We start from the raw sequence: 23,729 nt of genomic DNA, 5'->3' as shown, positions 1-23,729 counted from the left end.
AGATGTAAGGTCTATAAAAGGAAGTTTAGATTGGTAGAACATAAAGACAGCTGGCTAGGTTGTGTTGAGTGGTTATGTGAGCATTTTAATGTTCGAAGCCACCCTTCCAAAATAGTGTCTGGCCTACCTTTAGTCGAAGGAAGGCTCAATGAGTCCCTTTTCCCAAGAGCGATTGAGAAATCGGGCTTAACTCTGAGCCACGTAAAAAAAGAATTACTGACTCAATGTCAGTTCCCCGTTGTTGCTGTTAATTCTGCCACAGGGAGTCCCATTGTCGTCACTCAAGGCTCCGGTGGCGATTTTCAAGTATTGGACTGCGAAATCAATTCAAGGCAAGAAACTTCCTTAAAAGACTTGGTTGCTCGGGTGGAATCGTATGTGTGGCAAGTCGGTGCTCAAGCTCTTGATGATTCGCGTGTTCAGTCACATGAGCGCAGTGACAGCAAATCCAACACTCGCTGGTTATGGCGGGTGGTCAAAGAAGTGAAGCCTTGGTATCGCGATCTGTTTATCGCTTCATTCTTGATCAACTTGCTCGCGCTAGTCGTGCCTCTTTTTACCATGAATGTATACGACCGTGTAGTGCCAAATCAAGCATTTAACACCTTATGGGTGCTGGCGGCAGGCGTTGGTATTGTCGTTATTTTTGATTGGATATTGAGAAGCTCGCGAAGCTCTGTGACAGACATGGCTGGACGCTATATTGATAACAAGTTGTCTTCTCAACTATTCTCTAAAGTCCTTGGTATGAAGTTAGAAAACCGACCGCAATCGGTAGGCGCATTTGCTAGACAGCTTCAAGATTTTGATAGCGTTAAAGATTTCTTTACCTCCATCTCTTTGGTGACCTTAGTCGATTTGCCATTCACTTTGCTCTTCCTGTTTCTTATTGGTTGGCTCGGTGGCGCGATGATGTTCATTCCTGTCGCCATTATGCTGGTATTGATTGTGTTGAGCATTGCGATGAAAGGTAAAGTCGAAAAAACATTCGATGAAACCGCGCGTTTGTCGACACAAAGACAAGCACAATTGTTTGATTGCTTAACAACCCTTCCTGATATCAAGCAAAACAACGCTGAGGGGATCACCCAAAAGCGTTGGGAACAGACAATTTCATCATTATCTCAATGGCAAACTCAATCTCGTCATTACTCCAATATCGTGACGCACTCCATTCAATCAAGCCAGCAGGTCGTCACTATCACTCTGATCATTTTCGGTGTTTATCAAATATCTGAAGGCTTGCTGAGCATGGGTGGTTTGATAGCTGTAGTGATGTTGAGTGGACGTGCTGCGAGTTCGGTGAATCAACTTTCTCTACTACTGCTGAGGTTCCAACAAACACGTTCGGCCGTTGAAGGCTTGAATCAGATTATGGAGCTACCTCAAGAAGAATCCAAGCACCAAGTAATTGATAAGGGTGACTTTGATGGAGGGGTTAGGTTAGATGAAGTTACGTTTACCTACCCAGAAACACAAAGCCCAGTGTTAAAAGAACTCTCTTTTGAGATAAAACCGGGCGAACGTGTCGGCCTTGTTGGTGCGGCAGGTGCAGGAAAAACCACGCTGTTATCAATTGTTGCTCGCCAGTATCTACCAACAACAGGACAAGCTTTCTATCAAGACATTGACGGGAAATTATGGCCAGCTAGTGTTTTGCGTAGCAGCATGGGGTGGGTTGGGCAAACTACCAATCTTATCTTTGGCAGTATCTACGACAACGTCACTTTGGGTGCAACCAACGTTGATGAAGAAAAGCTAAGGCAAGCGCTGCAACAATCAGGTTTGAATGGCTATATGGGGCGCTTAAGTAACGGCTTAGAAACGCCAGTCGGTGAAGGTGGTAGATTGCTTTCAGGAGGCCAGCGCCAAGCCGTGGCTATTGCAAGGGCGCTTTATCGCTGTCCAAAGTTATTGATCATGGATGAGCCAACCAGCGCGCTAGATAATCAAGCTGAGATACAGTTCTTCAACGCATTGCAAAGTATGCCGAGAGAAACCTCAATGCTGATCAGTTCACACAAGTCTTCATTCTTGATGATGTGTGATCGTGTGATTGTGTTGGATAAAGGCCAAATCGTGGCTGAGGGTGAACCGAAAGACATTCTCTCTCTGCAGAAGAAAAGCATACCGAAAGGTGTGAGCCGTTTTAAAACGGTTTCTGTGGTGAAGGGAGGCCGGCATGAGTAATGATATTCAATGGACTAATAACCACTTGGCATTTCGTTCTCGTAAACTGATCTGGCTAAGTGCGTTATTGATAGTGTCGATTATCGGTTGGGCTATGTGGGCAACATTAGAGGAAGTCGTGATCGGTGAAGGAAAAGTTGTGCCGAGTCTTTCGGTACAAACGATTCAAAGTCTAGAGGGCGGTTTGGTCCAAGAAATCTTGGTGCAACAAGGCCAACCCGTGGTGAAAGGGCAACCTCTGGCCAAGCTAGAAGAGACACGTTTTAAAGCGGCTTTTTTAGAGTCAGCCCAGCAAGCTGACACCTTACTTGCTCAGCAATTAAGATTAAAGGCCGAGCTGTCGACAGTCGTTTTAAATAATGATGCAAAAGAATGGTATGAGCGAGTGGTCTTGGTGCCGCAAGATATTGCTGTCGATGTATCAAGCCATCCCGCTTTAATGAACGCGAAAGCTAACTACCGAGAGCGTTTAGGGCAGTTGAAATCGGAACTGGAAGAGGCGGCACTTCGCATCGAGCAACAAGACCAAGCACGTGTCGATACGCTGAATAATATCCAGACTCTTGAAAGCAGCCTCGAGATTGTGATTCGAGAGCGCAACATGTTGAAAGACGTGGTAGCGAGTGGTGCGGTTGCGGAAGTTGAGTTGCTAAAACTGAACCGTGATGTGGTCAAGCTGAAAGGTGATATTGCCAGCTCAAAAGTGGCGGCTCAGAAGCAGAGAGCTGCTTACTCAGAGTCGATAGCGGATCACCGTAGCATAGCGTTAGATTTTCGCGCCAAAGCACAAGGTCAATTGAACGAAGTCGCCAGCAAAATAGCGCAATTGAATGAAAGCCAGCAGGCGATCGCAGACCAACTTAAACGAACGCAAATTTTAGCGCCTGTTGATGGCACAGTAAAAGAGATCTTTGTTCGGACTATCGGTGGTGTCGTCCGTCCGGGGGAGCCTATTATTGAGATTATCCCGTCAAACAGCGAGCTGATTGTTGAAGCAAGAATCTCTCCTCAAGACATTGCATTTGTTCATAAGGGGCTGGATGCCACTGTCAAATTCACGGCCTATGATTTTGTCATTTATGGCGGACTTAAAGGTGAGGTGATTTATGTCAGTGCCGACGCCTTACAAACCGAAGACGGCAATGCTTATTATCGCGCCCATATTCAGTTAAACGAAGACCAACAACAAAACTCTGCTTTTAGCATTATCCCTGGGATGCAAGTCGCGGTTGATATCTTGACCGGAGAAAAAACAGTATTGAGCTATTGGTTAAAACCTATTTTGCGAGCTAAGGCAAATTCACTTCGCGAACGATGAAGTGAATTAGAGCATAAACATAAAAGGAAGTGTAATGCATTCAAAATTCTTACTCTCTTCTTGCTTACTAATGAGTGGGCTGTCTCAAGCCGCCTCATTAGAAGAGTCAGTGGCGTTTGCTATCGACTATAGTCCAGAGATATTGGCGCAGTATTCCCGATACCAATCGATGATAAGAGACGGAGACGCTGCGGGTGGTTTATATATGCCACAAGTTAACCTTTATGCGGCGGCAGGTTACGAAGAGACGCGCTATAACAGCGGCAGCAAACTTGATACCGATGACCGTGGCCTAACGCGAACGGAAATTGGCGTTAAAGTATCTCAGTTACTATTCGATGGCTTTAAAACCACGTCGAATGTTGATCGACTAACGTACGAAGCAGAAGCTGAACGTTTAACTCTGATTTCACGAGCTGAAAATGTATCGTTAGACGTAGTTAGAAACTACTTAGATATCCTGAAAGCCGAAACGCTTTTGGAGCTTTCTAAACGTAACGTAAAAGAGCACCAAGAAATCTATCAAGACATCCAAGATAAAAAGAGCAAAGGGTTGAGTAGTAACTCGGATCTGGCTCAGATCTCTGCTCGCGTCGCGACCGCGCAATCTTCACTAATTGCCGCTCAGAACAATCTGTTTGATTTACAAACTCAGTATCTACGGCTAGTCGGCAAGCCTGCGGTCAATATGGTTTACCCACGTTTTGATTACGCGTTGTTACCGAGTTCTGCACAGGTAGCCCTTGAACAGGCGATAGAGAATCACCCTGAAATCAAAGCCGCTTTGCTTGATATCGACGCAGCTCGTAAAGAGATGCGTCGCGAGAAAGGGGACTACTATCCAGAGGTGAAACTTGAGCTTCATGCTAATAAAAACGACAACGTGTCTAACCCGCCAGGCGGTGTCGATGAAGATGCTCGACTAATGCTAACGATGGATTATGACTTGTTTAATGGCTTCTCTACTGATTCTAGAGTTGAATCATCGGCTTGGCGAGTTGAAGAGGCTAGGGCGATACGGTTAAGAACGGAGCGTGAGGTTAAAGAGGGTACTCAGCTAGCTTGGAATGCATATAAGATGCTTGAACAGCAAAAATCCCTACTTCAACAGAATGTTGATGCTGCCAAAATCGCAGAGCTTGGCTATATCCAACAATTCAATGTTGGTAGGCGGAGCCTTTTAGATGTGCTGGATGCGAAGGTCGAAGTATTCTTGGCTCGACGAAATTTCATCAGTACTGAATATGATCAAACATTAGCGGCATATCGAGTACTGAATGCGATGGGCATGTTGACTTACGCATTAAGGATTGAACATCCAGATGAGTGGCAAGGGGAGAATAAGTAATGAGATATTTTAAACTAGCGCTACTTAGTTCTATCTTGTTGATGGGATGTGCGGAAACGCCTGATACCACAATGACTCGACATCAAATTGATGACTTAGCGGATAATGATCGCGATGGTGTGATAAACCAGCGAGACCTTTGTGATGATACGCCAGAAGGCGTACTTGTTGATATTAAAGGGTGTGCCGATTGGAAGATTATCGAAGATGTTGAGGTCTTAAGCGTGGCATTTGATTTTGATAAATATGACCTTAAACCAGAGCACACAACCGTGTTAAATGAGTTAGTGCGTTTACTGGGTGAGCAGCCAGAGACCTCAGTTACCTTGGTCGGCGATACAAGTTCAGAAGGCACCAACGTTTATAACAAAGCTCTGGCTAAGAAAAGAACGGGTGTCATTCGAGATGCACTGGTTGATAGAGGTGTCGATGGTGAGCGAATTTTCGAACAAGAATTTACTCAGATAACCAGCTTAACTCAGCACCTTCACAAGCGTAAGCGCAGAACGATAGCGGTGTTAAAAACAGAGAGCATGGAAGTTAACCCATCTTGGAACATATTCACCTCAGAGATGCAACTCGACAGTAACAGCGATGTTGAATCTAAGACACCGATTGATCCAGTAGGGGGCATGTAATGAAGCGTCTATTTAATAAATCGGGCGTGCTGCTTGCTGCTGTGCCTGTGCTTTTTTCGGTATCGGTGTTGGCTAGTGATGTCCGTGATATTGGTTTGGTGGCGATTGAACCGAATATGCAGGGGCTCGTTGAAGACTTGCTTAAAAGCCAAGAGATCGATCTAGAGCTTTTACTGAGTGACAGTGTTCCAGAGCAGATGATCATGCAGCGCTCGCGTGTTGGTATCACTTCTAAAAAGTGGACTGACAAGGAGATGGCTAGATTTGACATGCGTTATGGTTATAGGCCGACAGAGCTGATGTTTACCGCTGATGTGATTGCGATTCTAGCGAATGAGAATAACCCTGCGACGTCAGTTACTGTAGCAGAATTAATAGATGTGTTTGGTTGTTCTAATGAGCTTAAACATCCCAAATGGAAACCAAGCAGTGATATTCGCGATGGTGAAAGCTTAGATACCCACATGTTGCCTTTTGCTATCGACCACAATCTGCAAGGCCATACTACGTTTTCGAGTTGGGTCGAGTGTGGAACTAACGGGGAATATGCGAATACGCAATTCTTAGCGGATCTGCCTGAGCTTGTTAATAAGATTGAAGGCGAAGAAGCGGCAATTGGTTATACCGTTTACTCGGACCAAATCTCGGATGTGAAATGGTTGAGCGTGGTCGATAACCTAGGCGTGAACTACGACCTAAACAAGGAAACGATCCTCTCTGGTCGCTACCCGTTAGCAACGGTTTATTATATGTACCTGAATATTCCGGCGCACCGAAAGGGGTTCACTGAACAAGAGAAGTTCTTTATCGGGCTCACGCTCTCACAAGACCATCAAGCAGTGTTGAACCGTTACGGTTTCATCAGTTTGCCACAGGAAGCGATTCAGCGTAATAAAGTTAGGTTATCGCTTGAAGAACCAGCGATCGAAGGCGGTTATAAGTAATTGATGAGACGTTCTGTACTGAAGTTGACGGAGTGATCTTGTCACTATCGTAATGGTTGTCAATGTGACGGGTTATGTGATTCGGCGATAGAATTTATTTAGCGGGCATGTATGCCCGTTTTTTTGCCTAAAATTTGTGCCTTGATCGGTTGTTTGGTCATTGGTCACGTATAATGTGTGCTCCATAGTAAGCAAAATAAGCACAATTAATGAGAACTCGTCCTGTCTTAATTCTCCCTTTTTTATTGGCTCTGAATGTTATGTCACTTTCCGTACAAGCGACCGAGGCTTGGTGGCTACGAACGGTATTCAACAGCAGTTCAGTTCAAGCGAGTTCCAAACACTATATTAACGATATCGACCTTATGGATTGCGGCGAGATCGAAGGCACTGTGTTGTGCAGTGACCTCACTCAATATTACGACCTGGATGTTTACGTTGAACTGGAGTTGGATGAATCGAGTATCGAAGTGGTTCGCTTAAGCCTACCGTATTCAAAATTAAGTTATACGAAGCTTCAGGCTTACCTTCGTCAAGATGGCTTTGCTCTGAGTTCAATTCGTATAGGGGAAGATGAGTTCGATGTCGTCGCTCAACTCGAACAAGCGGAACGTGAAGGCGTAGGTTTTGGTGAGGTAGATAAGCAGCTCGTTGAGTTTATCAATGCGCCACACCATTCATCCGAGCAAATGAGCCTATGGAATGTTCCTAATTCTTCCTCATCTTCTTCTCGTACTTCAGAGCCTTGGGTTCAGTTGCATACTGATGGTGGCGACTTAACTGTTGAACTAAATCGTTTTTAATCGCTCAAATTTATAGATACTCTCGTATTTCATTAGAGCAACAAGCCTTTTGGGTTAACGGTTCACGGGCAGACAGCAAGCTATTCTTCATTTCTGTGCTCGTTTTTCATGTGGCTCTCACATTTTTAGTAAGCGTTTAGTTTTGCCAATTGTTATACGTTGAGCCTTCAGTAAAACGAGCATAGGATACGCTCAGTATTGATAAAGGAGACAACCCATGGTTGCAAAAGTAACGACAGCGCCGCAAGGCTTAGAACTTTCTGAGCTGGTGCAAGGATACTGGCGTACAGCAGAGTGGGGCATGACCCCTAAACAACGCCTGACTTTCCTTAAGCAGCATATTGATCTTGGTATCACAACGGTTGATCACGCCGATATTTACGGTAACTACCAATGTGAAAAGTTATTTGGTGAAGCATTAGCGCTTGAGCCAAGCCTTCGTGATGAGATCCAAATCGTCACCAAGTGCGACATCAACTTGTGTGGTGACCACACTCCTGTTCGTAAGATCAATCACTATGACACCAGCGCGCACCATATTTACCAATCCGTAAATAATTCTCTTGAACGTTTGGGTGTAAGCGAACTTGATGTATTACTGATTCATCGCCCTGATGTACTTATGGATGCGGATGAGGTTGCAGAAGCTTTTGCAGAATTGCATAAGGTCGGCAAAGTTAAACACTTCGGTGTATCAAACTTTTCACCGCGCCAGTTTGAACTGCTGCAATCTCGACTAGGTAAGCCACTCATTACCAACCAAGTAGAAATTAACCCGTTGAACTTCGAAGTTGCCCATGATGGCACCTTAGATCAACTGCAGATGAATCGTATACGCCCAATGGCGTGGTCTTGTTTAGGTGGTGGTAGCATTTTCAATGGCGATTCAGAGCAAGCGATTCGCGTACGTGATGAACTAGAAGCGATTCGCCAAGAAGTGGGTGCAGACAGCATTGACCAAGTTATTTATGCTTGGGTTCGTCGTTTGCCGTCTAACCCAATTGCGATTATCGGTTCAGGTAAGATTGAACGTGTGAAGACAGCCGTTGATGCATTGAAAATTGAACTGACTCGCGAACAATGGTATCGCGTTTGGGTTGCATCTAAAGGTCACGGTGTGCCATAGGAAGCAATTCGAAAATGACTATAAGCCAGCTAACAAAGCTGGCTTTTTTGTGTCTGCCTAACATGTTTCTTCAAAACTGTGATTAAGGTGGAATAATTTTCAAAAACACTCATAATGCACTCTGTTTTTCACCAGTTGGATATTTCCATTGAGCATTTCAAAATTCTCTTCAATCGCCCTTAAGCCAGAGCTTCTAAATACGTTAGATTCTCTTGGTTATACTGAAATGACGCCGATCCAAGCGTTAAGTCTTCCTACAATCCTAAATGGTAAGGACGTTATCGGTCAGGGTAAAACGGGTTCAGGTAAAACAGCTGCTTTTGGTTTAGGCGTGCTGCAGAACCTACGCGTTAAGCGTTTCCGTGTTCAGTCTTTAGTGTTATGTCCGACTCGTGAGCTTGCAGACCAAGTAGCAAAAGAGATCCGTACTCTTGCTCGTGGTATTCACAATATTAAAGTGCTGACACTATGTGGCGGTATGCCAATGGGCCCACAGATTGGTTCACTAGAGCATGGCGCACACATTCTTGTGGGCACGCCTGGCCGTATCCTTGACCATCTAGAAAAAGATCGTATTGACCTATCTGAGTTGAACACGCTTGTGTTGGATGAAGCCGACCGCATGCTAGAAATGGGTTTCCAAGACGCTTTGGATGCAGTGATTGAAGCGGCTCCAAAAGAGCGTCAAACTCTGCTCTTCAGTGCAACTTTCCCTAAACAGATGAAATCTGTTGCAGACCGCATCATGCGTGATCCAGAAATGGTGAAGGTTGAATCAACGCATGATCACTCAAGCATTCAGCAACACTTCTACAAAGTGGAAGGGACTGAAGCTCGTGATGACGCGTTAGAGTTACTTCTTCTTCATCATCAACCAGAATCAGCGGTTGTGTTCTGTAACACTAAGAAAGAAGTACAGAACGTAAACGATGAGCTAAGCCACCGTGGTTTCAGCGTGATCGAGCTTCATGGCGACATGGAGCAGCGTGAACGTGACCAAGCTTTGGTTCAGTTCTCAAACAAAACGATCTCGATTCTAGTCGCGACAGACGTTGCGGCTCGTGGTCTTGATGTTGATAACCTAGATGCTGTATTCAACTTTGAGCTATCTCGCGACCCTGAAGTTCACGTACACCGCATTGGTCGTACTGGCCGTGCAGGAAGCAAAGGCGTAGCTATCAGCTTCTTTAGCGAAAAAGAGATGTACCGTGTTGCTCAAATTGATGAGTACATGGACATGCCTATCGAGCCATCTGAGCTTCCAGCAAAGCCAATTGCCAAGCCTTACTACTCAAATATGGTAACCATCCAGATTGATGGCGGTAAGAAAGCTAAGCTTCGTGCAGGTGATATTCTTGGTGCATTGACGGGTCAAGGTGGTATTGATGGTAAATCAGTCGGTAAGATCAACTTGTTTGCAATGCGTGCTTACGTAGCGGTAGAAAGATCTGTGTCTAAGAAAGCGCTAGGTAAAATAGAATCAGGAAAAATGAAGGGTCGCCAATTCCGCGCCCGAATCCTGAAGTAATTCGAGACTAAAGCCCTTTACTGCAAAGTGCAATATTTACGACAATGCAGTAAAGGGGTTTCCACAGTTGATCTATTCATCAGGTCTGATGGAATAAAGATCGTTGATATGTTTTCCTTCGCTAAGATACCAAGTCATCGCTTCCTGTCGATTATTAGCGAATATCGTAATTGTGGTTATTTTTCCAGCGTCAAAATAGCAAAGCTCATATTCTAACTCGCTTGTATGATGAGGAATAGCGGCCATAGCTTGCCTCCCAAATACTAACCATTATAATTCTATGCAAAATACATACCGTTAATATGTATTGCATTGTTCTTCAATGAACAATAAAAAGTCGAATAATATCACTGCTAGTCGTAATTTTTATTTTAATCATTTGCCTAAATAGACGGTTTAGCAAGGTGAAGTCTCAATTTATCTGAAAGTTTTTACGATAAGGTGCTTTTATAGCTAATGTTATAAGGTCAACAGTAATCTGATAAGACCATTTTGGTGTTCGTTGACCAGTAACATGTGATGAGAGGGTGTAATGAGGAAATGCCGTTGGTTAGTCGTATTCGTGTGCTTTCTATTTGCTGGGTGTGGGACGAAATTCGCCTATAACAATATCAGTTGGTTTGCGGTTAGCTATATCGAAGATTTTGTTTCTCTATCTAATAGTCAAGAATCAGAGCTCGAAGAACGCTTCGATTTATTACAGCAATGGCATAAAGAAACTCAACTGCCGCTGTATATTTCGCAATTAGAAGTGATTCAAAGTATTGCTCGTTCCGATATTAATTCTGCGTTTATCGTTGACCAGAGTGAGCAAGTTAAACATCATATTCGTTCTATCGTTAATAAATTAGCTCCCAATGTTTACGGATTAAGTATGCAGCTTACCCTTAAGCAAGATAACGAATTCTTAAAGAACTTCAGGGAAAAGCAGCAAGACTATTACGAAGAAAGATTATCATTGAATGATGAAGACTCGAGGGAACGTTATCGAAGTCGAATAGAAGATAGGCTAGAGCGGTGGCTTGGGTCTGTATCGAAAGAGCAACAACAGATTATTTCTACTTGGTCTCAAGAGTGGATTAATACCAATGATAGCTGGCGCCAATATCAAAATAACACTTATCAAGATCTATCGACACTGATGCAAAAGAAGACCGATCTGCATATTGCGCAGCCAATTATTATGAACCTGCTTTTGAATAACGAAGCTTATTATCCAGAGCAACTGAAGTCTCAGCTTAATAAGAATATGCAGACATCAGCTAGGTTCTTAGTCGAGATCGCCACAGTGAGCAGTGAGAAGCAATGGTCTTATTTCATGAGTGAATTAGAAAGTATCAAATCAACGCTGGTGACACTGCAGGAGTAGGGAACAAGTAATCTTCGTTAATAGATGATAAGGCTGATCTTGTTAAATCAATCAACTTTCCAGCCATTATCGTACTGTAAGGGTATTAACCTCGATTACTCATCAACAGTTTTGGAATAGAGCCTTTAGCGGTCTTCGATATTTTCTGCATCAATTGAAAGCTCGGTTGTTGAATACCGTGATCACTTTGCAGTTCATCAATCATTAATAACCATAAGCGTGCTGTCATTTCTGAATCGGCTAACGCTCTGTGGAAAGTACCGTCGTTGTCGATATTCTTAAAGCGCACAAGGTCGCCTAGCTTATGGGTCGGTGCATCTTGGATCAAGCGGCGAGCAATCAACATTGAGCAAGCGAACTTACCTGTATAGTCTCGGCCAATAAAGTCGAACTCGGCATCGAGAAAGCGCTTATCAAACGACGCATTGTGAGCAACAAGTTGGCTGCCTTGAATGAAGTCTGCAAACTCATCCATCACTTCACTACAACTGGCCGCTGTGATTAACATACGGTTACTGATCCCTGTATAACCTTCAATGAATCCACTGACACGAAACCCAGGGTTCATGAGTTGTTGGAAGGTGTCGACAACTTCGCCGTTAACGAGCTTAACTGCACCGATCTCAATCGCTCGGTCGCCCATGTTGGGAGATAAGCCTGTGGTTTCGAAATCGAGAACGATAACGGAATCTGCGGAGTTTGAAGCCATCGTATTTCCTAATTGCTGTTTAGTAGTATTGCTTTATATGGGGCGTTTGCTGTTGCTATGGGTCAATCTATTGCGTGTTGTTGTTCTATTGAGTGTTGCTACTGACAGTGAGCTCAGTGTAACCCGTCGAATCATCATGCTCTCTGTTGAAGGTCAAGGTATCGTAGCGGTGAACAATCAATTCAGCGGTGGTCGCTATAATCGTTCCTTCAAGTAAATGCCCGCCAATCACATCGCCATTTTCATCAGCAACGGATATATGAACGTGCTGGTGGTTAGGCGTTAGGGTTGCCATTACTGATACGATTTCGAACGGAGCTTTGATTAGCTTGGTGTTGTTCGCATTGGCCAAACGAATATTGAGTTGAGAAACACACCCGACACAAGACGCAATAGAGCCTGCCGAGACATTATGTGCTGTGACTAACCTCTGGATCTCAAGCTTTAGATCTTGGCCTCGGGTTAATCTCTTTGCGATAGGAGTGAGCATCTTATTGCCTCCGTTTTATTTGTATTTCAAGAACAAAACGAAGCCACATTGGGCTTCGTCTTATTTTTGTTTTAGCTAACGCGACTTTCGCATTTTCTAAATCTGAAATTACTCAGGTTGCTGCAGATCTCTTTTCTTTTTAGGCACGAAGTTCAATACAGAGATTGGCACTTCTTTGCGTGGTTCGAAACCTTCAACTACGCGACGCTCAATCAAGTGACCAAGACGTTTTTCGATAATGCACAGGTTCTTAAAGTTGTCTTTCGATAGGAAAGAGATCGCTTCACCAGACGCATCAGCACGGCCTGTACGACCAATACGGTGAACATAGTCGTCCGCTGGGAATGGTATGTCGTAGTTGACTACGCGGCTTAGGTTGTCGATATCAATACCACGAGCAGCAACGCCTGTCGCTACTAAGTATTTTAGGCGACCTTTCTTGAAATCAGCCAAGTTCTTTTCGCGGATCGCTTGGCTACGTCCACTGTGGAAAGCTTCTGCCTGAATGCCACGCTTTTCAAGTTGAGCCACCAACTTAGCCGCACCATGCTTGGTTTCGATAAAGATAAGCGCTTGGTCCCAGTTACCTTCGGTAATCATGTGGCTCAATAGTGCTGACTTACGGTCTTTATCTACGGTCACTAACCATTGCTCAATGTTCGCTTTAGACGCATCAGTCTTGGCAATCGAAATCTCTTCCGCTTCACTGATTGCACTTTTCGCTAGCGCACGCACTGGCGTTGAAAGTGTTGCCGAGAACAGCAGGTTTTGGATGTCTTGTGGTAGACGTGCGATGATCTTGTTGATGTCTTCAATGAACCCCATGTCTAGCATGCGGTCAGCTTCATCAAGAACCAGAACTTCAACTTCATCAAAATGAACCGCGCGTTGTCCGTACATGTCGATTAAACGACCTGGTGTTGCCACAAGAATATCGACGCCTTCAATCAAGCGGTCTTTCTGGTGCTGGTAAGACACGCCACCGTACATCGCTAGTGATGTTAGGTTTAGGAACTTCGCGTACTTAGTAATGTTCTGCTCAACCTGAATCGCAAGCTCACGAGTTGGTGTCAAAATAACAGCACGAATACGTTTTTTACGTTGTGTTTCACCTTTACTTAGCATTTCTAAGATAGGGAGAACAAAGCTCGCAGTTTTACCTGTACCTGTTTGTGCTGCCGCAATAAGGTTCTTACCAGAAAGCACAATCGGAATTGCTTTTTCTTGAATAGAGGTTGGCTTTTCATAGCCTTGTTTTGCAACGGCTTTAACAATAGGTGAGCTTAATCCAAGCTTGGAAAATGGCATAAGTTTCTCGGTATGATTTGGCTAAATAGCGATGGAAAGGTTCAACAATCTTATACAAGGATAAGATTAATGGCGGCATTCTACCATGTTGCTTGTGTACCGCTAGTCACATGCACATAAAAAATCCAGTGCGTTTAGGGCACTGGATTTTTTGGTTTTGGCTTATGGTTAACAGCTAAGCAATATCAACCTTCTCAGCTTGGTTCTGTTCTGCCATAGACAGTGCTAAAGCTTCAGCGACTTTAATGCCGTCGATACCAGCAGACAGGATGCCGCCTGCGTAGCCTGCGCCTTCACCTGCAGGGAAGAAGCCCTTGAGGTTGATGCTTTGGAAGTCTTTGCCACGCTTGATACATACAGGAGAAGACGTGCGAGTCTCAACACCGGTTAATAGGCCGTCCGGCGTAGAGAAACCTTTGATCTTCTTCTCGAACGCTGGGATGGCTTCACGAATCGCTTCAATAGCAAAATCAGGCAGCGCTTTTGAAATATCAGTCAGGTGGATACCTGGCGTGAATGACGGTTGTACTTCACCGATTGCACTTGGATCGCGACCTTTCAAGAAGTCACCGATTTTCTGAGCTGGGGCATCGTAGTTTTCACCGCCAAGAACATAAGCGCCGCTTTCTAGTTCACGCTGTAAACGGATACCAGCCAGTGCATCACCAGGGTAATCACGTTCTGGGTCGATACCTACAACGATTGCGCTGTTTGCGTTACGCTCTGCACGAGAGTATTGACTCATGCCGTTCGTTACTACACGGCCTTCTTCAGACGTCGCAGCTACTACAGTACCGCCTGGGCACATACAGAAGCTGTATACAGTGCGGCCATTCTTACAGTGGTGAACGAGTTTGTAGTCCGCCGCACCAAGAATAGGGTTGCCTGCGTTCTTACCGAAACGCGCTTCATCAATCATTGATTGCTTGTGTTCGATACGGAAACCCACAGAGAAAGGCTTCGCTTCCATGTAAACGCCACGGTCGTGTAGCATTTCGAACGTGTCACGAGCACTGTGGCCAACAGCCAGTACAACGTGACGAGATTTGATCTCTTCACCGTTAGAAAGCGTTAAGCCAGTGATTTGGCCATCTTCCATATGAACGTCGTCAACACGAGTGCTGAAACGGATTTCGCCGCCGAGTTCAATGATAGAAGCGCGCATCTTTTCGATCATGGTAACCAGTTTAAAGGTACCGATGTGCGGCTTACTTACGTATAGGATTTCTTCTGGTGCACCCGCTGCAACGAACTCTTCGATTACTTTACGGCCGTAATGTTTTGGATCTTTCACTTGGCTGTACAGTTTACCGTCAGAGAAAGTACCTGCGCCGCCTTCACCAAACTGTACGTTTGATTCTGTGTTTAGCGTACGCTTACGCCAGAAACCAAAGGTATCTTTCGTACGTTCACGAACTTCTTTACCGCGCTCAACAATAATTGGGTTGAAACCCATTTGAGCAAGCACTAGGCCAGCGAACAGACCGCATGGGCCAAAACCGATAACCACAGGGCGCTCAGTTTGGTTCTCAACGGCCTTAGCGACAAACTTGTACTCCATATCAGGAGTCACTTTTACGTGCGGGTCGCTGATGAATTGTTCTAGCAGCTCAGCTTCGTTTTCAACAAGAACATCCAGCGTGTAGATCAGTAGGATATTCGATTTCTTACGAGCATCGTAGCCACGTTTAAAGATATTAAAAGAAAGTACCTGATCAGAGTTAATACCAAGCTTCGCTTCAATCGCGTCTTGAATGGCAGACTCTTCGTGGTCTAGTGGGAGTTTAATTTCGGTTAAACGTATCATTTCGATGTCTCGTTTTTTATAGGTGTCTTAGCTAGACCACATCTAAACACAGAGTTTGATGAAAACGCTGATGTTGAAAGAAGCGATAAGCTCACAATGGCGCGCATTTTACGAGAAATTGATTTATCTGTCATACTAATTTGGAAACATGGAGCAAATAGACAGGATATTAGAGTCGTATGATGTTGAATTTTGCTTTGGGATGAGTATTATCCCCATTCTTCAATTTTGACTAACTTATAGAGCAGAGCATCATGGCATTTGTCGTAGGCGATAATTGTATTCAATGTAAATACACAGACTGTGTGGCCGTGTGCCCCGCAGATGCGTTCCATGAAGGCCCGAATTTCATGGTAATTAACCCAATCGAGTGCATTGATTGTGGTTTATGTGTACCTGAATGTGATGCTCAAGCAATCTTCCAAGAAGATGAACTGCCAGAAGATCAAAAGATCTTTATCGAAGTGAATGCAGAGCTCGCTGAGGTTTGGCCTGTGCAAACGGAAGTAACAGCACCGATGGATGACGCTGAAAAGTGGAATGGGGTAGCTGATAAGTTGGCAATGCTAGAAAAGTAATTGTTGAAAACAACTCAAATAAAAAGGCGTACTGATTTAATCAATACGCCTTTTTTAATATCTGAACACTGTCGATTGGCTAGTTAGCTTAGAGGTCTAGCTATGCTGACGACGCATGTTGTCGAGAATGATGCCAGTCGCCATAGCAACGTTCAAAGACTCCGCGCCGCCGAATGCTGGAATCGTAATCTTATCAGTCACGTATTTAGCCGCATGTTCACGAATACCGTGAGACTCGCTGCCCATCAACAAAATACCGTTGGCAGTAAACTCAGTCTTATGAACACTTTCGCCTTCTAAGAAAGCACCGTAAACAGGTAGATTCGCTTGCTCTAAGTAAACTGGCAAGTCAGTTTGGCTTACGTGTACACGTCCAAAGCTGCCCATGGTCGCACTGATCGTTTTAGGGTTGTATGGGTCTGCGCAATCGCTGCTCGCAATGATATGCTTAATGCCATACCAGTCTGCCACGCGAATAATCGTACCTAGGTTGCCAGGGTCTGAAACGCCATCAAGCGCAATCATCAGTCCTGTTGCTTCTGGTAGTTCAAACGTTGGGATCTCAACAACCGCAATCGCGGCATTGTTGCTTACCAAAGTGCTCGCTTTGGTGAGGTCATCCAGCGAGGCTTCAACACAATCAAACTCAATCAGTGAAGCATGATTTTCAGATAAGAAATCAGCAGTAGCAAAGACGTTCTTCACCACTAAGTCACTATTGAACAGCTCAAGAACGTTCTTTTCACCTTGAACTAGAAACAGGCCGTGGGCTTTACGTTGTTTCTTTTGACCCAAAGCACGAAGGAGTTTTAATTGGTTTTTTGAAATCATGTTTTTATCCTAGATATAAGCCCGCGCATTATAGAGCAAAGGTTGGATAACCAAAAGCGTGATAGCTCAATGCGATCCATATAAAAAGCAAAAGCGATCCACTTAAAAAAGAAAAGCGCACTAAATAGCGCGCTCTTATGGGATTCTCACCTAAGTTAAGCTGAACTGCACCCTAATACGGAGCAGGATAGCGCTTAAAGACCGTGTTGATATCAGTCAGGATCTCTTCTGAAAGCGGCTTACTGAAAGCGGCTACGTTTTCTTTAAGCTGTTCCATGGTGGTTGCACCAATAATGGTCGAGGTAACACCGTCGACTTGATTACACCACGCTAATGCAAGCTGACTCGGAGTGAACCCGTGAGCGTTTGCCACTTCAACATAGCCTTTAACCGCTTCATTGGCAGATTCAGTATCACGGAAAATGCCTTTACGCTGCATGTATGTCCAGCGGCTACCTTTTGGTCTTGCGCCATCAATGTACTTTCCACTCAACATACCTGCGGCTAAAGGTGACCACGGCAGGTAAGCGACGTCTTCATGCACACAGTTCTCAATTAAATATGGCCAATCTTTCGCGTGTAGTAGGCTGAATTCATTCTGAATCGAGACCATTCGTGGCAAATCATGTTTTTCACTTAGCTTAAGATACGTGTTAATGCCCCAAGTGGTGTCATCTGAAAGACCGACATGGCGGATCTTACCCGCTTTAATACAGCTCGCTAATGCTTGTAGGATCTCCAACATCTCCGCTTCATGCTGTTTTCGGTCGATATCGCTGAATCGAATGTGATTTGGGATATGTTTGCCAAAGTGAGGTGTGGTGCGATTTGGCCAATGAAGTTGATAAAGGTCGATATAGTCTGTTTTAAGGCGTTTTAATGATGCATCAACGGCTGCAATCACTGCTTCACCGGTTATCGGGCCACCATCTCGAACCCAAGGAAGCCCTGGCCCGGCAATTTTGCTCGCAATGATCAACTCTTGACGACGCTGTGGGTTACGCGATAACCAGTTACCAATGATTGCTTCTGTTTTGCCATAGGTATCTGGAGAAGGTGGAACCGCGTACATCTCTGCCGTATCGATAAAGTTAATACCTTGGCTTAATGCGTATTCGATCTGTTGGTCGGCTTGCTGTTGCGTATTTTGTAGCCCCCAAGTCATGCTACCAAGGCAAATACGGGAAACGGGAATTTGACTACTTCCTAGTTTTGAATATTCCATTGAATTAGGGATTCCTGTGGTTAAGTTCTCTGGTACTCGCATAAAATCATTTGAAAAGACGGCGAGTGAGGAATGAAAACGAATATGAATTATTAGCACAAAATTGCACGACAAGGTATGGCTGGGGGATGTTTAATGAGTCATTTTTCAGCGCGATAAGCTAGCGTGTGTCATGCGTGAAAATACATTCGCGAGAAATTACGAGCCGAACGGTGAGCGAGAAGTGAAGAGCAAGAAGCGACGAGTGAAGGTTTAATGTTCAGCTTTTTTGGTAGTTGGGGAGAGGAGAACAGTTCAAAAATAAAAAAGCTCTACAGGATAGAGCGCAGAGCTTTTTTATAGGGGGCTTTATTGAGTTACGAGGTCGCGTTTGTGTCTAACCCACCCTGGGTCTGCGCCTGTCTTAGAGCTTCTTGCCTTTGAACTTCTTTCTCAGTCAATATTGGTTGAAGCGTTTCCTTAGAGGCTTGAGGAGAGAAAATAAAATACTTATTAATCGTCATAACTGTGTCTCCGTGTAACGTATGACAGATACTGCATGAAGGATAAACCGTGATCATCATCCCCTTTGTACTTTTTTAGGCTGAGAGCGGAGGGCGTAGAATGCGTACAAAGTCATCATTTATCATCCTTATACAGGGTGTAACTGACGAAACCTTCTTTTTACAGTATAGGCGGCTCATTTAACTTCGATCAACAATGATTTAGAGCAATTACATACGCGGTCAGGGGCGTAAGATGAAAACCTCGTGACTGACTCTACGTAAGTAACTCTTCAATAATAAATTACTTAACTACATTTATTATTAAGTCAGTGAACCAATTACTTAATCCATGGTGAGATGAATTATGGAAAAGCTTGTCGAACGCTTTCTGAATTACGTTACTTTTGATACCAAATCCGATCCCTCTCATCCGCTATGTCCAAGTTCGCCGGGTCAAACCACGTTTGCTGAAGCCTTAAAGTCAGAATTGAATGAATTAGAGTTAGCTAACATTTCTTTAGATGAAAATGGCTATTTGATGGCGAAACTGCCATCGAATGTCGATTACCCAGTGCCAGCGATTGGTTTTGTGGCGCACATGGATACCGCTCCTGATGCTTCTGGTGCGAACGTGAAACCGCAGGTGATTAAAGATTACCAAGGCGGATCCATTGAACTAGGAGCAAGTGGTGAGTGCTTAACCCCGAGCCAATACCCAGACCTCGATGCTCTGCACGGTCATGACCTGATCACGACCGATGGTACGACTCTGCTTGGTGCCGATAACAAAGCGGGCATCGCTGAAATCATCAGCGCGATTGCTTACCTGAAAGCGAATCCAGACATCAAACATGGCGATATTTGTATTGGATTCACGCCAGACGAAGAGATTGGCCGCGGTGCGAACCTGTTTGACGTTGAACAATTTGGCGCCGAGTGGGCGTACACCATCGACGGTGGGCCAGTAGGGGAATTTGAATTTGAGAACTTCAATGCCACGAGCGCTGACGTTATCTGTCATGGCGTGAACGTTCACCCGGGTACCGCAAAAGGTAAAATGGTGAACTCGATGAATATAGCGGCGCAATTCCAACTGATGATGCCAACGCAAGAAACACCAGAATGCACCGAAGGTTATGAAGGTTTTTATCATCTGAAATCGGCTGAAATGGGCGTGGCTCGCTCTGAACTGGGTTACATCATCCGTGATTTTGAGCGTGATGGCGTAGAAGCGCGTAAGATATTCATGCAGCAGAAAGTGGATGAACTGAACGAGCGTCTTGAGAAAGGTCGTGTCGAGTTAGTGCTAACAGACGGCTACTTTAATATGAAAGAGATGGTTGAGCCGCATCAACATATTATTGAGTTGGCGAAGCAAGCAATGATTGAGTGCGATGTTGAGCCAATGATCAAGCCTATTCGAGGCGGTACAGACGGTGCTCGCCTATCATTCATGGGTTTACCCTGCCCGAATATCTTTACTGGCGGTTATAACTTCCACGGTATTCATGAGTTCATTACCATTCAAGGTATGGAACAGGCAGTGAAAGTGATTGTTGAGCTGTCTCAACGTACTGCTTTGTACTACCAAAAATAGCAGCTTATAACGCGATATCTCTTTGTATTTTTGGGACTATTCAATAATACTCTCTTTAAGTATAAGGGAGTACGCGATGAAAAAGTTAGTTTTACTTTGCACCCACCTAGCCGTGGGTGTTGTTGGTTTTGGGCTTGGTGTTTACGCCTTACCTATCTTAATTGAGCCTGATTCTCCATCTTCGAGTTCGGTTGAAGCTATCTCACAACAAGCTATTTACACGGGCGAATTTAGCAAAGATCGCCAAGACAGTGATTTCTTGCATTGGGGAGTGGGCATCGTCTCGGTGTCTGAAAGTGCGATTGCGTTTGAAGGCGAATTGGCTCCGGGACCTGACTACAAGGTTTATCTCTCACCTAAGTTTATTGAAACTGAGCAAGCCTTCAATGACAGCAAGAGTGAGTTACTTAAAGTCGGAGATGTGAAAACATTCGACCGATTTATGGTTGAGCTTCCCGAAGGTGTTGATTTTAATAGATTTAATACCGTAGTGATTTGGTGTGAAACTTTTGGCCAGTTTATTACTTCTGCCAAGATAAAATGATAGCCTAATAGCTGATATCAGCATGAAAGAGCGTTCTACAATTGAGTGCTTTTTCATAGCGCAGTTTTTCGCTAATCGTTGTAATGCTAAAGGGATAAGTAATGGAAAAGATGTGGCAAGTAATAGACTTTCTACTCACTCATAAGTTTATTTTTAGTGCTCTGATCATTTGCATTATTTTGATCATTCGCCGAATCACTTTGTCTCAAATTCGAGGTGATGTTGCTTTTCTAAGCGAAGACCAACGTAATTGGATGTCACGAACTAAGAACGGTACGGTTGCCGTGGTTGTGTTTACGATGTTTGTTTTATGGAAATCTGAAATCAGCGAATTTGCACTGTCGGTAACCGCTATTGCTGTCGCGATCGTTGTAGCCTCGAAAGAGATTATCTTGTGCTTCACTGGCTCAATTCAACGGGCAAGCTCACGTTCATTTCGAATCGGTGATTGGATTGAGGTAGGGAAAATAAGTGGTGAGGTGATAGAGCATAATCTGATGGCGACTGTGATCCAGGAAATTGATCTTTATCATGGGCAATATCACTTCACAGGTAAGACAGCAACACTACCCAACAGTATGTTTTTCACTTATCCCGTGAAGAACCTTAATTTCATGAAGCGGTACGTCTATCATAATTTTTCAGTGACGGTGAGGGACTTTGTCAACTTGTATCCTATGTTGCCAGATCTTACCGTTAAAATTGAAGAGCATTGTGAAGAGTTTATTGATGTTGCGCGTCGTTATAACGGTATGATTGAGAAACACGCAGGTGTCGATCTTCCAGGCTCAGAACCTCATATCCACATCACTAGCAGCCCTACGGGTGAGCAAGAAGTTCACTTTATGATTTTCTGCCCAACCGAAAAAGCGGTCCACCTAGAGCAAGATATTCGCAAAGATTTTATGGAAGCGTACGCTGAAGAGTTTCCTGTTACCGCTTAATCCTCGTTTTTGTGAATGAAATTAGCCGAATAAAAAGAAAGCCGAGAGCGATATAATCGACTCTCGGCTTTTTTGTCTGTTTCTAATCAATCGAGACTAGTCTAAGTCAGCAATTGGCAACCAATCGACTTGCACGCCAGCTTGTTCGAACATATCTTGGCTAACTTTGATTTTATCTCCCCAACGAGAAAGGAAGTCTTCACTTTGCTCAGGACAGTGAACCGCGGAGATACCCGTTTGGATGATCTTTGCAGCACAGTTTGGACAAGGGAAGTGAGTCACCCAGATTTCACAACTGTCTAAATCACGCTTAGCGAACAAGATTGCGTTTTCTTCTGCATGCAACGTTTTTAGGTATTTCATTTCACGATCATCAGTATCAGCACTATCAGATACGCCATGAGGGTAGCCGTTAAAGCCTACTGAAACGATACGGTTGTGTTTGGTGATGACAGCACCAACTTGAGTGGATGGATCTTTACTCCAAGAGCCAACCAGCTCTGCCATTTGATAGAAACGTTTAGCCCATTTTGAAATCATGAGAATTACCTTAAGTAATTAAATATGAATGCTTATGTTGGAAGATACATGATGTTAGTCAAAACACCTAGTTACTAAGCGCGAGAAAGGTTCATTTGAGGCAAATTTGTTATCTGTTTGTAAGTGTTTTATAAGCATCAGGTTGCCCGTTACACGTTGAAACACTTTTCAAGTGATAATTGATACTCCTCGGACATTTTAGACATTTGTGTTACGTAACTTTTATGCTGTTCAATTTATCATAAGTGACGGTATAACCATGCGTAAAAAGTTAATCCTTACGGCTCTTGCAAGCTCTCTTATTCTTGCTGGGTGTGGGCAAGATGCTCAAAATGCCAAGCAAGCGCCATTACCTCTCGTAGCTGTACAGGATGTTAGCGTCGTTTCTCACCAACAAAGTAAGTCGTACATCGGTCGTATTGAAGCGGTTGAAGACACGGCAATTACTGCACAAGTCTCTGGCTACCTGCAAAGCCGCCATTTCAACGAAGGTCAAATGGTCGAAAAAGGGCAACTGCTTTACTCGATTGAGCCTTCATCATTTGAAGCTGAAGTCGCAAGTGCTAAAGCGGCTGTTGCTCAAGCTAACGCCAATCTTAAGAAGGCTGAGCTAGATTTTAACCGTGGTAAGAACCTACTTCCTAAAGGCAGTATTTCTCAATCGGAATTCGATGCTTTAACCGCAAACTTGTTAGGTTCTCAAGCACAGCTTGAAGCTGGTCAAGCTCAGTTAAATGCTGCTAACGTTCAGCTTTCTCATACTAAGATTGTTGCGCCTTTCTCTGGACGTATTAGTGATACCAAAGTCAGCACGGGTGACCTGGTTTCTCCATCTTCCGGCGTATTAACGACTTTAGTTATCTTAGACCCAATCCATGCATCGTTCAGCATTAGTGAGCGTGAGCGTATCGAGCTAGGTATGGATCGTATTGAAGGTGACGGTACTGGTGACAGTGAGCGAGTGGAAGTTCAGATCATGTTTGAGAATGGTGAAGCGTTCGAACACCTAGGTCAGCTTGACTTTTTGGGTAACCGTATCAACCTCAATACTGGTACGATTGCGATGCGTGCGATTGCTAATAACCCAGATCAACAACTGCTCCCGGGTCAGCATGTTCGTGTTAATCTTCGTGAGAAGCAATCTATTGATGTAGTGACCATTCCTCGTCGCGCAGTGCAGACCGACCTCGAAGGTGACTTCGTGATGATATTGGTTGAAGGCGAAGCTGAACCCGTTGCTGAGCGTAGAAACATCGAGATGGGTCGCCAGGTTGAAGGTGGCGTGATTGTTCGCTCTGGACTAGAGAGGGATGATGCGGTCATCACTCAAGGCTTACAGCGTGTACGTAATGGTATGTCTGTTCGTATTCAAGCTTCTGCTGACCAAGCTGAGTAAGGGGGCTATTT

At 44.3% G+C, this 23,729-nt stretch carries 23 protein-coding genes; 14 read left to right on the top strand and 9 right to left on the bottom strand.

Features of this window, described 5'->3' with window-relative positions; all coding sequences use genetic code 11:
- Positions 1-30: 30 nt before the first annotated feature.
- From WR49_RS03780 to dbpA, 8 genes are all read left to right on the top strand, one after another.
- Entirely contained in the window at positions 31-2,190 is a 2,160-nt protein-coding gene (locus WR49_RS03780; protein WP_046223118.1) for a type I secretion system permease/ATPase, read from the top strand.
- Complete coding sequence (locus tag WR49_RS03775) at positions 2,183-3,508, top strand: HlyD family type I secretion periplasmic adaptor subunit (RefSeq protein ID WP_017057995.1); 1,326 nt, start codon at positions 2,183-2,185, stop codon at positions 3,506-3,508. The genes WR49_RS03780 and WR49_RS03775 overlap by 8 nt, the downstream gene beginning before the upstream one ends.
- A gap of 34 nt (positions 3,509-3,542) precedes the next feature.
- Complete coding sequence (locus tag WR49_RS03770) at positions 3,543-4,856, top strand: TolC family outer membrane protein (RefSeq protein WP_046223117.1); 1,314 nt, start codon at positions 3,543-3,545, stop codon at positions 4,854-4,856.
- Positions 4,856-5,494 carry an OmpA family protein gene (locus tag WR49_RS03765; protein ID WP_017057997.1) on the top strand — a complete coding sequence of 213 codons (639 nt, stop codon included), beginning with the start codon at positions 4,856-4,858 and terminating at the stop codon, positions 5,492-5,494. Before WR49_RS03770 ends, WR49_RS03765 begins: the two co-directional genes overlap by 1 nt.
- Positions 5,494-6,438, top strand: a complete 945-nt coding sequence (locus WR49_RS03760) for a PstS family phosphate ABC transporter substrate-binding protein (RefSeq protein ID WP_017057998.1) — start codon at positions 5,494-5,496, stop codon at positions 6,436-6,438. Before WR49_RS03765 ends, WR49_RS03760 begins: the two co-directional genes overlap by 1 nt.
- A 209-nt stretch (positions 6,439-6,647) precedes the next feature.
- Entirely contained in the window at positions 6,648-7,241 is a 594-nt protein-coding gene (locus WR49_RS03755; RefSeq protein ID WP_046223116.1) for a hypothetical protein, read from the top strand.
- Between the two features lie 217 nt (positions 7,242-7,458).
- Complete coding sequence (locus WR49_RS03750) at positions 7,459-8,367, top strand: aldo/keto reductase (protein ID WP_017058000.1); 909 nt, start codon at positions 7,459-7,461, stop codon at positions 8,365-8,367.
- A gap of 148 nt (positions 8,368-8,515) precedes the next feature.
- On the top strand, positions 8,516-9,895 hold the full coding sequence (gene dbpA / locus WR49_RS03745; protein ID WP_046223115.1) for an ATP-dependent RNA helicase DbpA: 1,380 nt from the start codon (positions 8,516-8,518) through the stop codon (positions 9,893-9,895).
- A gap of 72 nt (positions 9,896-9,967) precedes the next feature.
- Here dbpA and WR49_RS03740 read toward each other — a convergent pair whose 3' ends face one another.
- The gene (locus WR49_RS03740) at positions 9,968-10,141 is read right to left on the bottom strand and encodes a hypothetical protein (RefSeq protein ID WP_017058002.1); all 174 of its coding nucleotides are present in this window, start codon (positions 10,139-10,141) and stop codon (positions 9,968-9,970) included.
- A 286-nt stretch (positions 10,142-10,427) separates the two neighbouring features.
- Here WR49_RS03740 and WR49_RS03735 point away from each other — a divergent pair, with 286 nt between their 5' ends.
- The gene (locus WR49_RS03735; RefSeq protein WP_046223114.1) at positions 10,428-11,264 is read left to right on the top strand and encodes a DUF6279 family lipoprotein; all 837 of its coding nucleotides are present in this window, start codon (positions 10,428-10,430) and stop codon (positions 11,262-11,264) included.
- Between the two features lie 85 nt (positions 11,265-11,349).
- On the opposite strand, the gene WR49_RS03730 is transcribed toward WR49_RS03735, so the two are convergent.
- The 4 genes from WR49_RS03730 to WR49_RS03715 form a co-directional block, all read right to left on the bottom strand.
- A complete protein-coding gene (locus tag WR49_RS03730; protein WP_046223113.1) occupies positions 11,350-11,973 on the bottom strand; it encodes a 3'-5' exonuclease in 624 nt (207 codons plus the stop codon).
- A gap of 85 nt (positions 11,974-12,058) precedes the next feature.
- Entirely contained in the window at positions 12,059-12,463 is a 405-nt protein-coding gene (locus WR49_RS03725; protein WP_046223112.1) for a PPC domain-containing DNA-binding protein, read from the bottom strand.
- A gap of 108 nt (positions 12,464-12,571) precedes the next feature.
- Complete coding sequence (locus WR49_RS03720; protein ID WP_046223111.1) at positions 12,572-13,771, bottom strand: DEAD/DEAH box helicase; 1,200 nt, start codon at positions 13,769-13,771, stop codon at positions 12,572-12,574.
- 175 nt (positions 13,772-13,946) lie between these two features.
- Positions 13,947-15,578, bottom strand: coding sequence for an NAD(P)/FAD-dependent oxidoreductase (locus WR49_RS03715; protein WP_046223110.1), 1,632 nt, complete (start codon positions 15,576-15,578; stop codon positions 13,947-13,949).
- Between the two features lie 254 nt (positions 15,579-15,832).
- Between WR49_RS03715 and fdxA the strand changes: the two genes are divergently transcribed.
- Positions 15,833-16,156 carry a ferredoxin FdxA gene (gene fdxA, locus WR49_RS03710; RefSeq protein ID WP_017058008.1) on the top strand — a complete coding sequence of 108 codons (324 nt, stop codon included), beginning with the start codon at positions 15,833-15,835 and terminating at the stop codon, positions 16,154-16,156.
- Between the two features lie 96 nt (positions 16,157-16,252).
- Here fdxA and WR49_RS03705 read toward each other — a convergent pair whose 3' ends face one another.
- The 3 genes from WR49_RS03705 to WR49_RS21425 all read right to left on the bottom strand — a co-directional run bounded on the left by WR49_RS03705 (position 16,253) and on the right by WR49_RS21425 (position 18,715).
- Positions 16,253-16,987 carry an RNA methyltransferase gene (locus WR49_RS03705; protein ID WP_046223109.1) on the bottom strand — a complete coding sequence of 245 codons (735 nt, stop codon included), beginning with the start codon at positions 16,985-16,987 and terminating at the stop codon, positions 16,253-16,255.
- 172 nt (positions 16,988-17,159) lie between these two features.
- Positions 17,160-18,212, bottom strand: a complete 1,053-nt coding sequence (locus WR49_RS03700) for an aldo/keto reductase (protein WP_046223108.1) — start codon at positions 18,210-18,212, stop codon at positions 17,160-17,162.
- 356 nt (positions 18,213-18,568) lie between these two features.
- Entirely contained in the window at positions 18,569-18,715 is a 147-nt protein-coding gene (locus WR49_RS21425) for a hypothetical protein (protein WP_197078518.1), read from the bottom strand.
- A 346-nt stretch (positions 18,716-19,061) separates the two neighbouring features.
- Between WR49_RS21425 and pepT the strand changes: the two genes are divergently transcribed.
- From pepT to WR49_RS03685, 3 genes are all read left to right on the top strand, one after another.
- Positions 19,062-20,294 (top strand): peptidase T, encoded by a 1,233-nt coding sequence (gene pepT / locus WR49_RS03695; protein WP_046223107.1) that lies wholly within the window; start codon positions 19,062-19,064, stop codon positions 20,292-20,294.
- 76 nt (positions 20,295-20,370) lie between these two features.
- Positions 20,371-20,838, top strand: a complete 468-nt coding sequence (locus WR49_RS03690; RefSeq protein WP_046223106.1) for a DM13 domain-containing protein — start codon at positions 20,371-20,373, stop codon at positions 20,836-20,838.
- Positions 20,839-20,939: 101 nt separating this feature from the next.
- A complete protein-coding gene (locus WR49_RS03685; RefSeq protein ID WP_017058014.1) occupies positions 20,940-21,782 on the top strand; it encodes a mechanosensitive ion channel family protein in 843 nt (280 codons plus the stop codon).
- 96 nt (positions 21,783-21,878) lie between these two features.
- Here WR49_RS03685 and WR49_RS03680 read toward each other — a convergent pair whose 3' ends face one another.
- Complete coding sequence (locus tag WR49_RS03680) at positions 21,879-22,322, bottom strand: dCMP deaminase family protein (RefSeq protein ID WP_017058015.1); 444 nt, start codon at positions 22,320-22,322, stop codon at positions 21,879-21,881.
- A gap of 259 nt (positions 22,323-22,581) precedes the next feature.
- Between WR49_RS03680 and WR49_RS03675 the strand changes: the two genes are divergently transcribed.
- Complete coding sequence (locus WR49_RS03675) at positions 22,582-23,718, top strand: efflux RND transporter periplasmic adaptor subunit (RefSeq protein WP_046223105.1); 1,137 nt, start codon at positions 22,582-22,584, stop codon at positions 23,716-23,718.
- Positions 23,719-23,729: the final 11 nt, after the last annotated feature.

This window comes from Vibrio sp. ECSMB14106 (genome assembly GCF_000972265.1).
Lineage (GTDB): Bacteria > Pseudomonadota > Gammaproteobacteria > Enterobacterales > Vibrionaceae > Vibrio > Vibrio kanaloae.
Note: the sequence above shows the minus strand (reverse complement) of the source record. Positions and strands in the feature narration are given on the sequence as shown.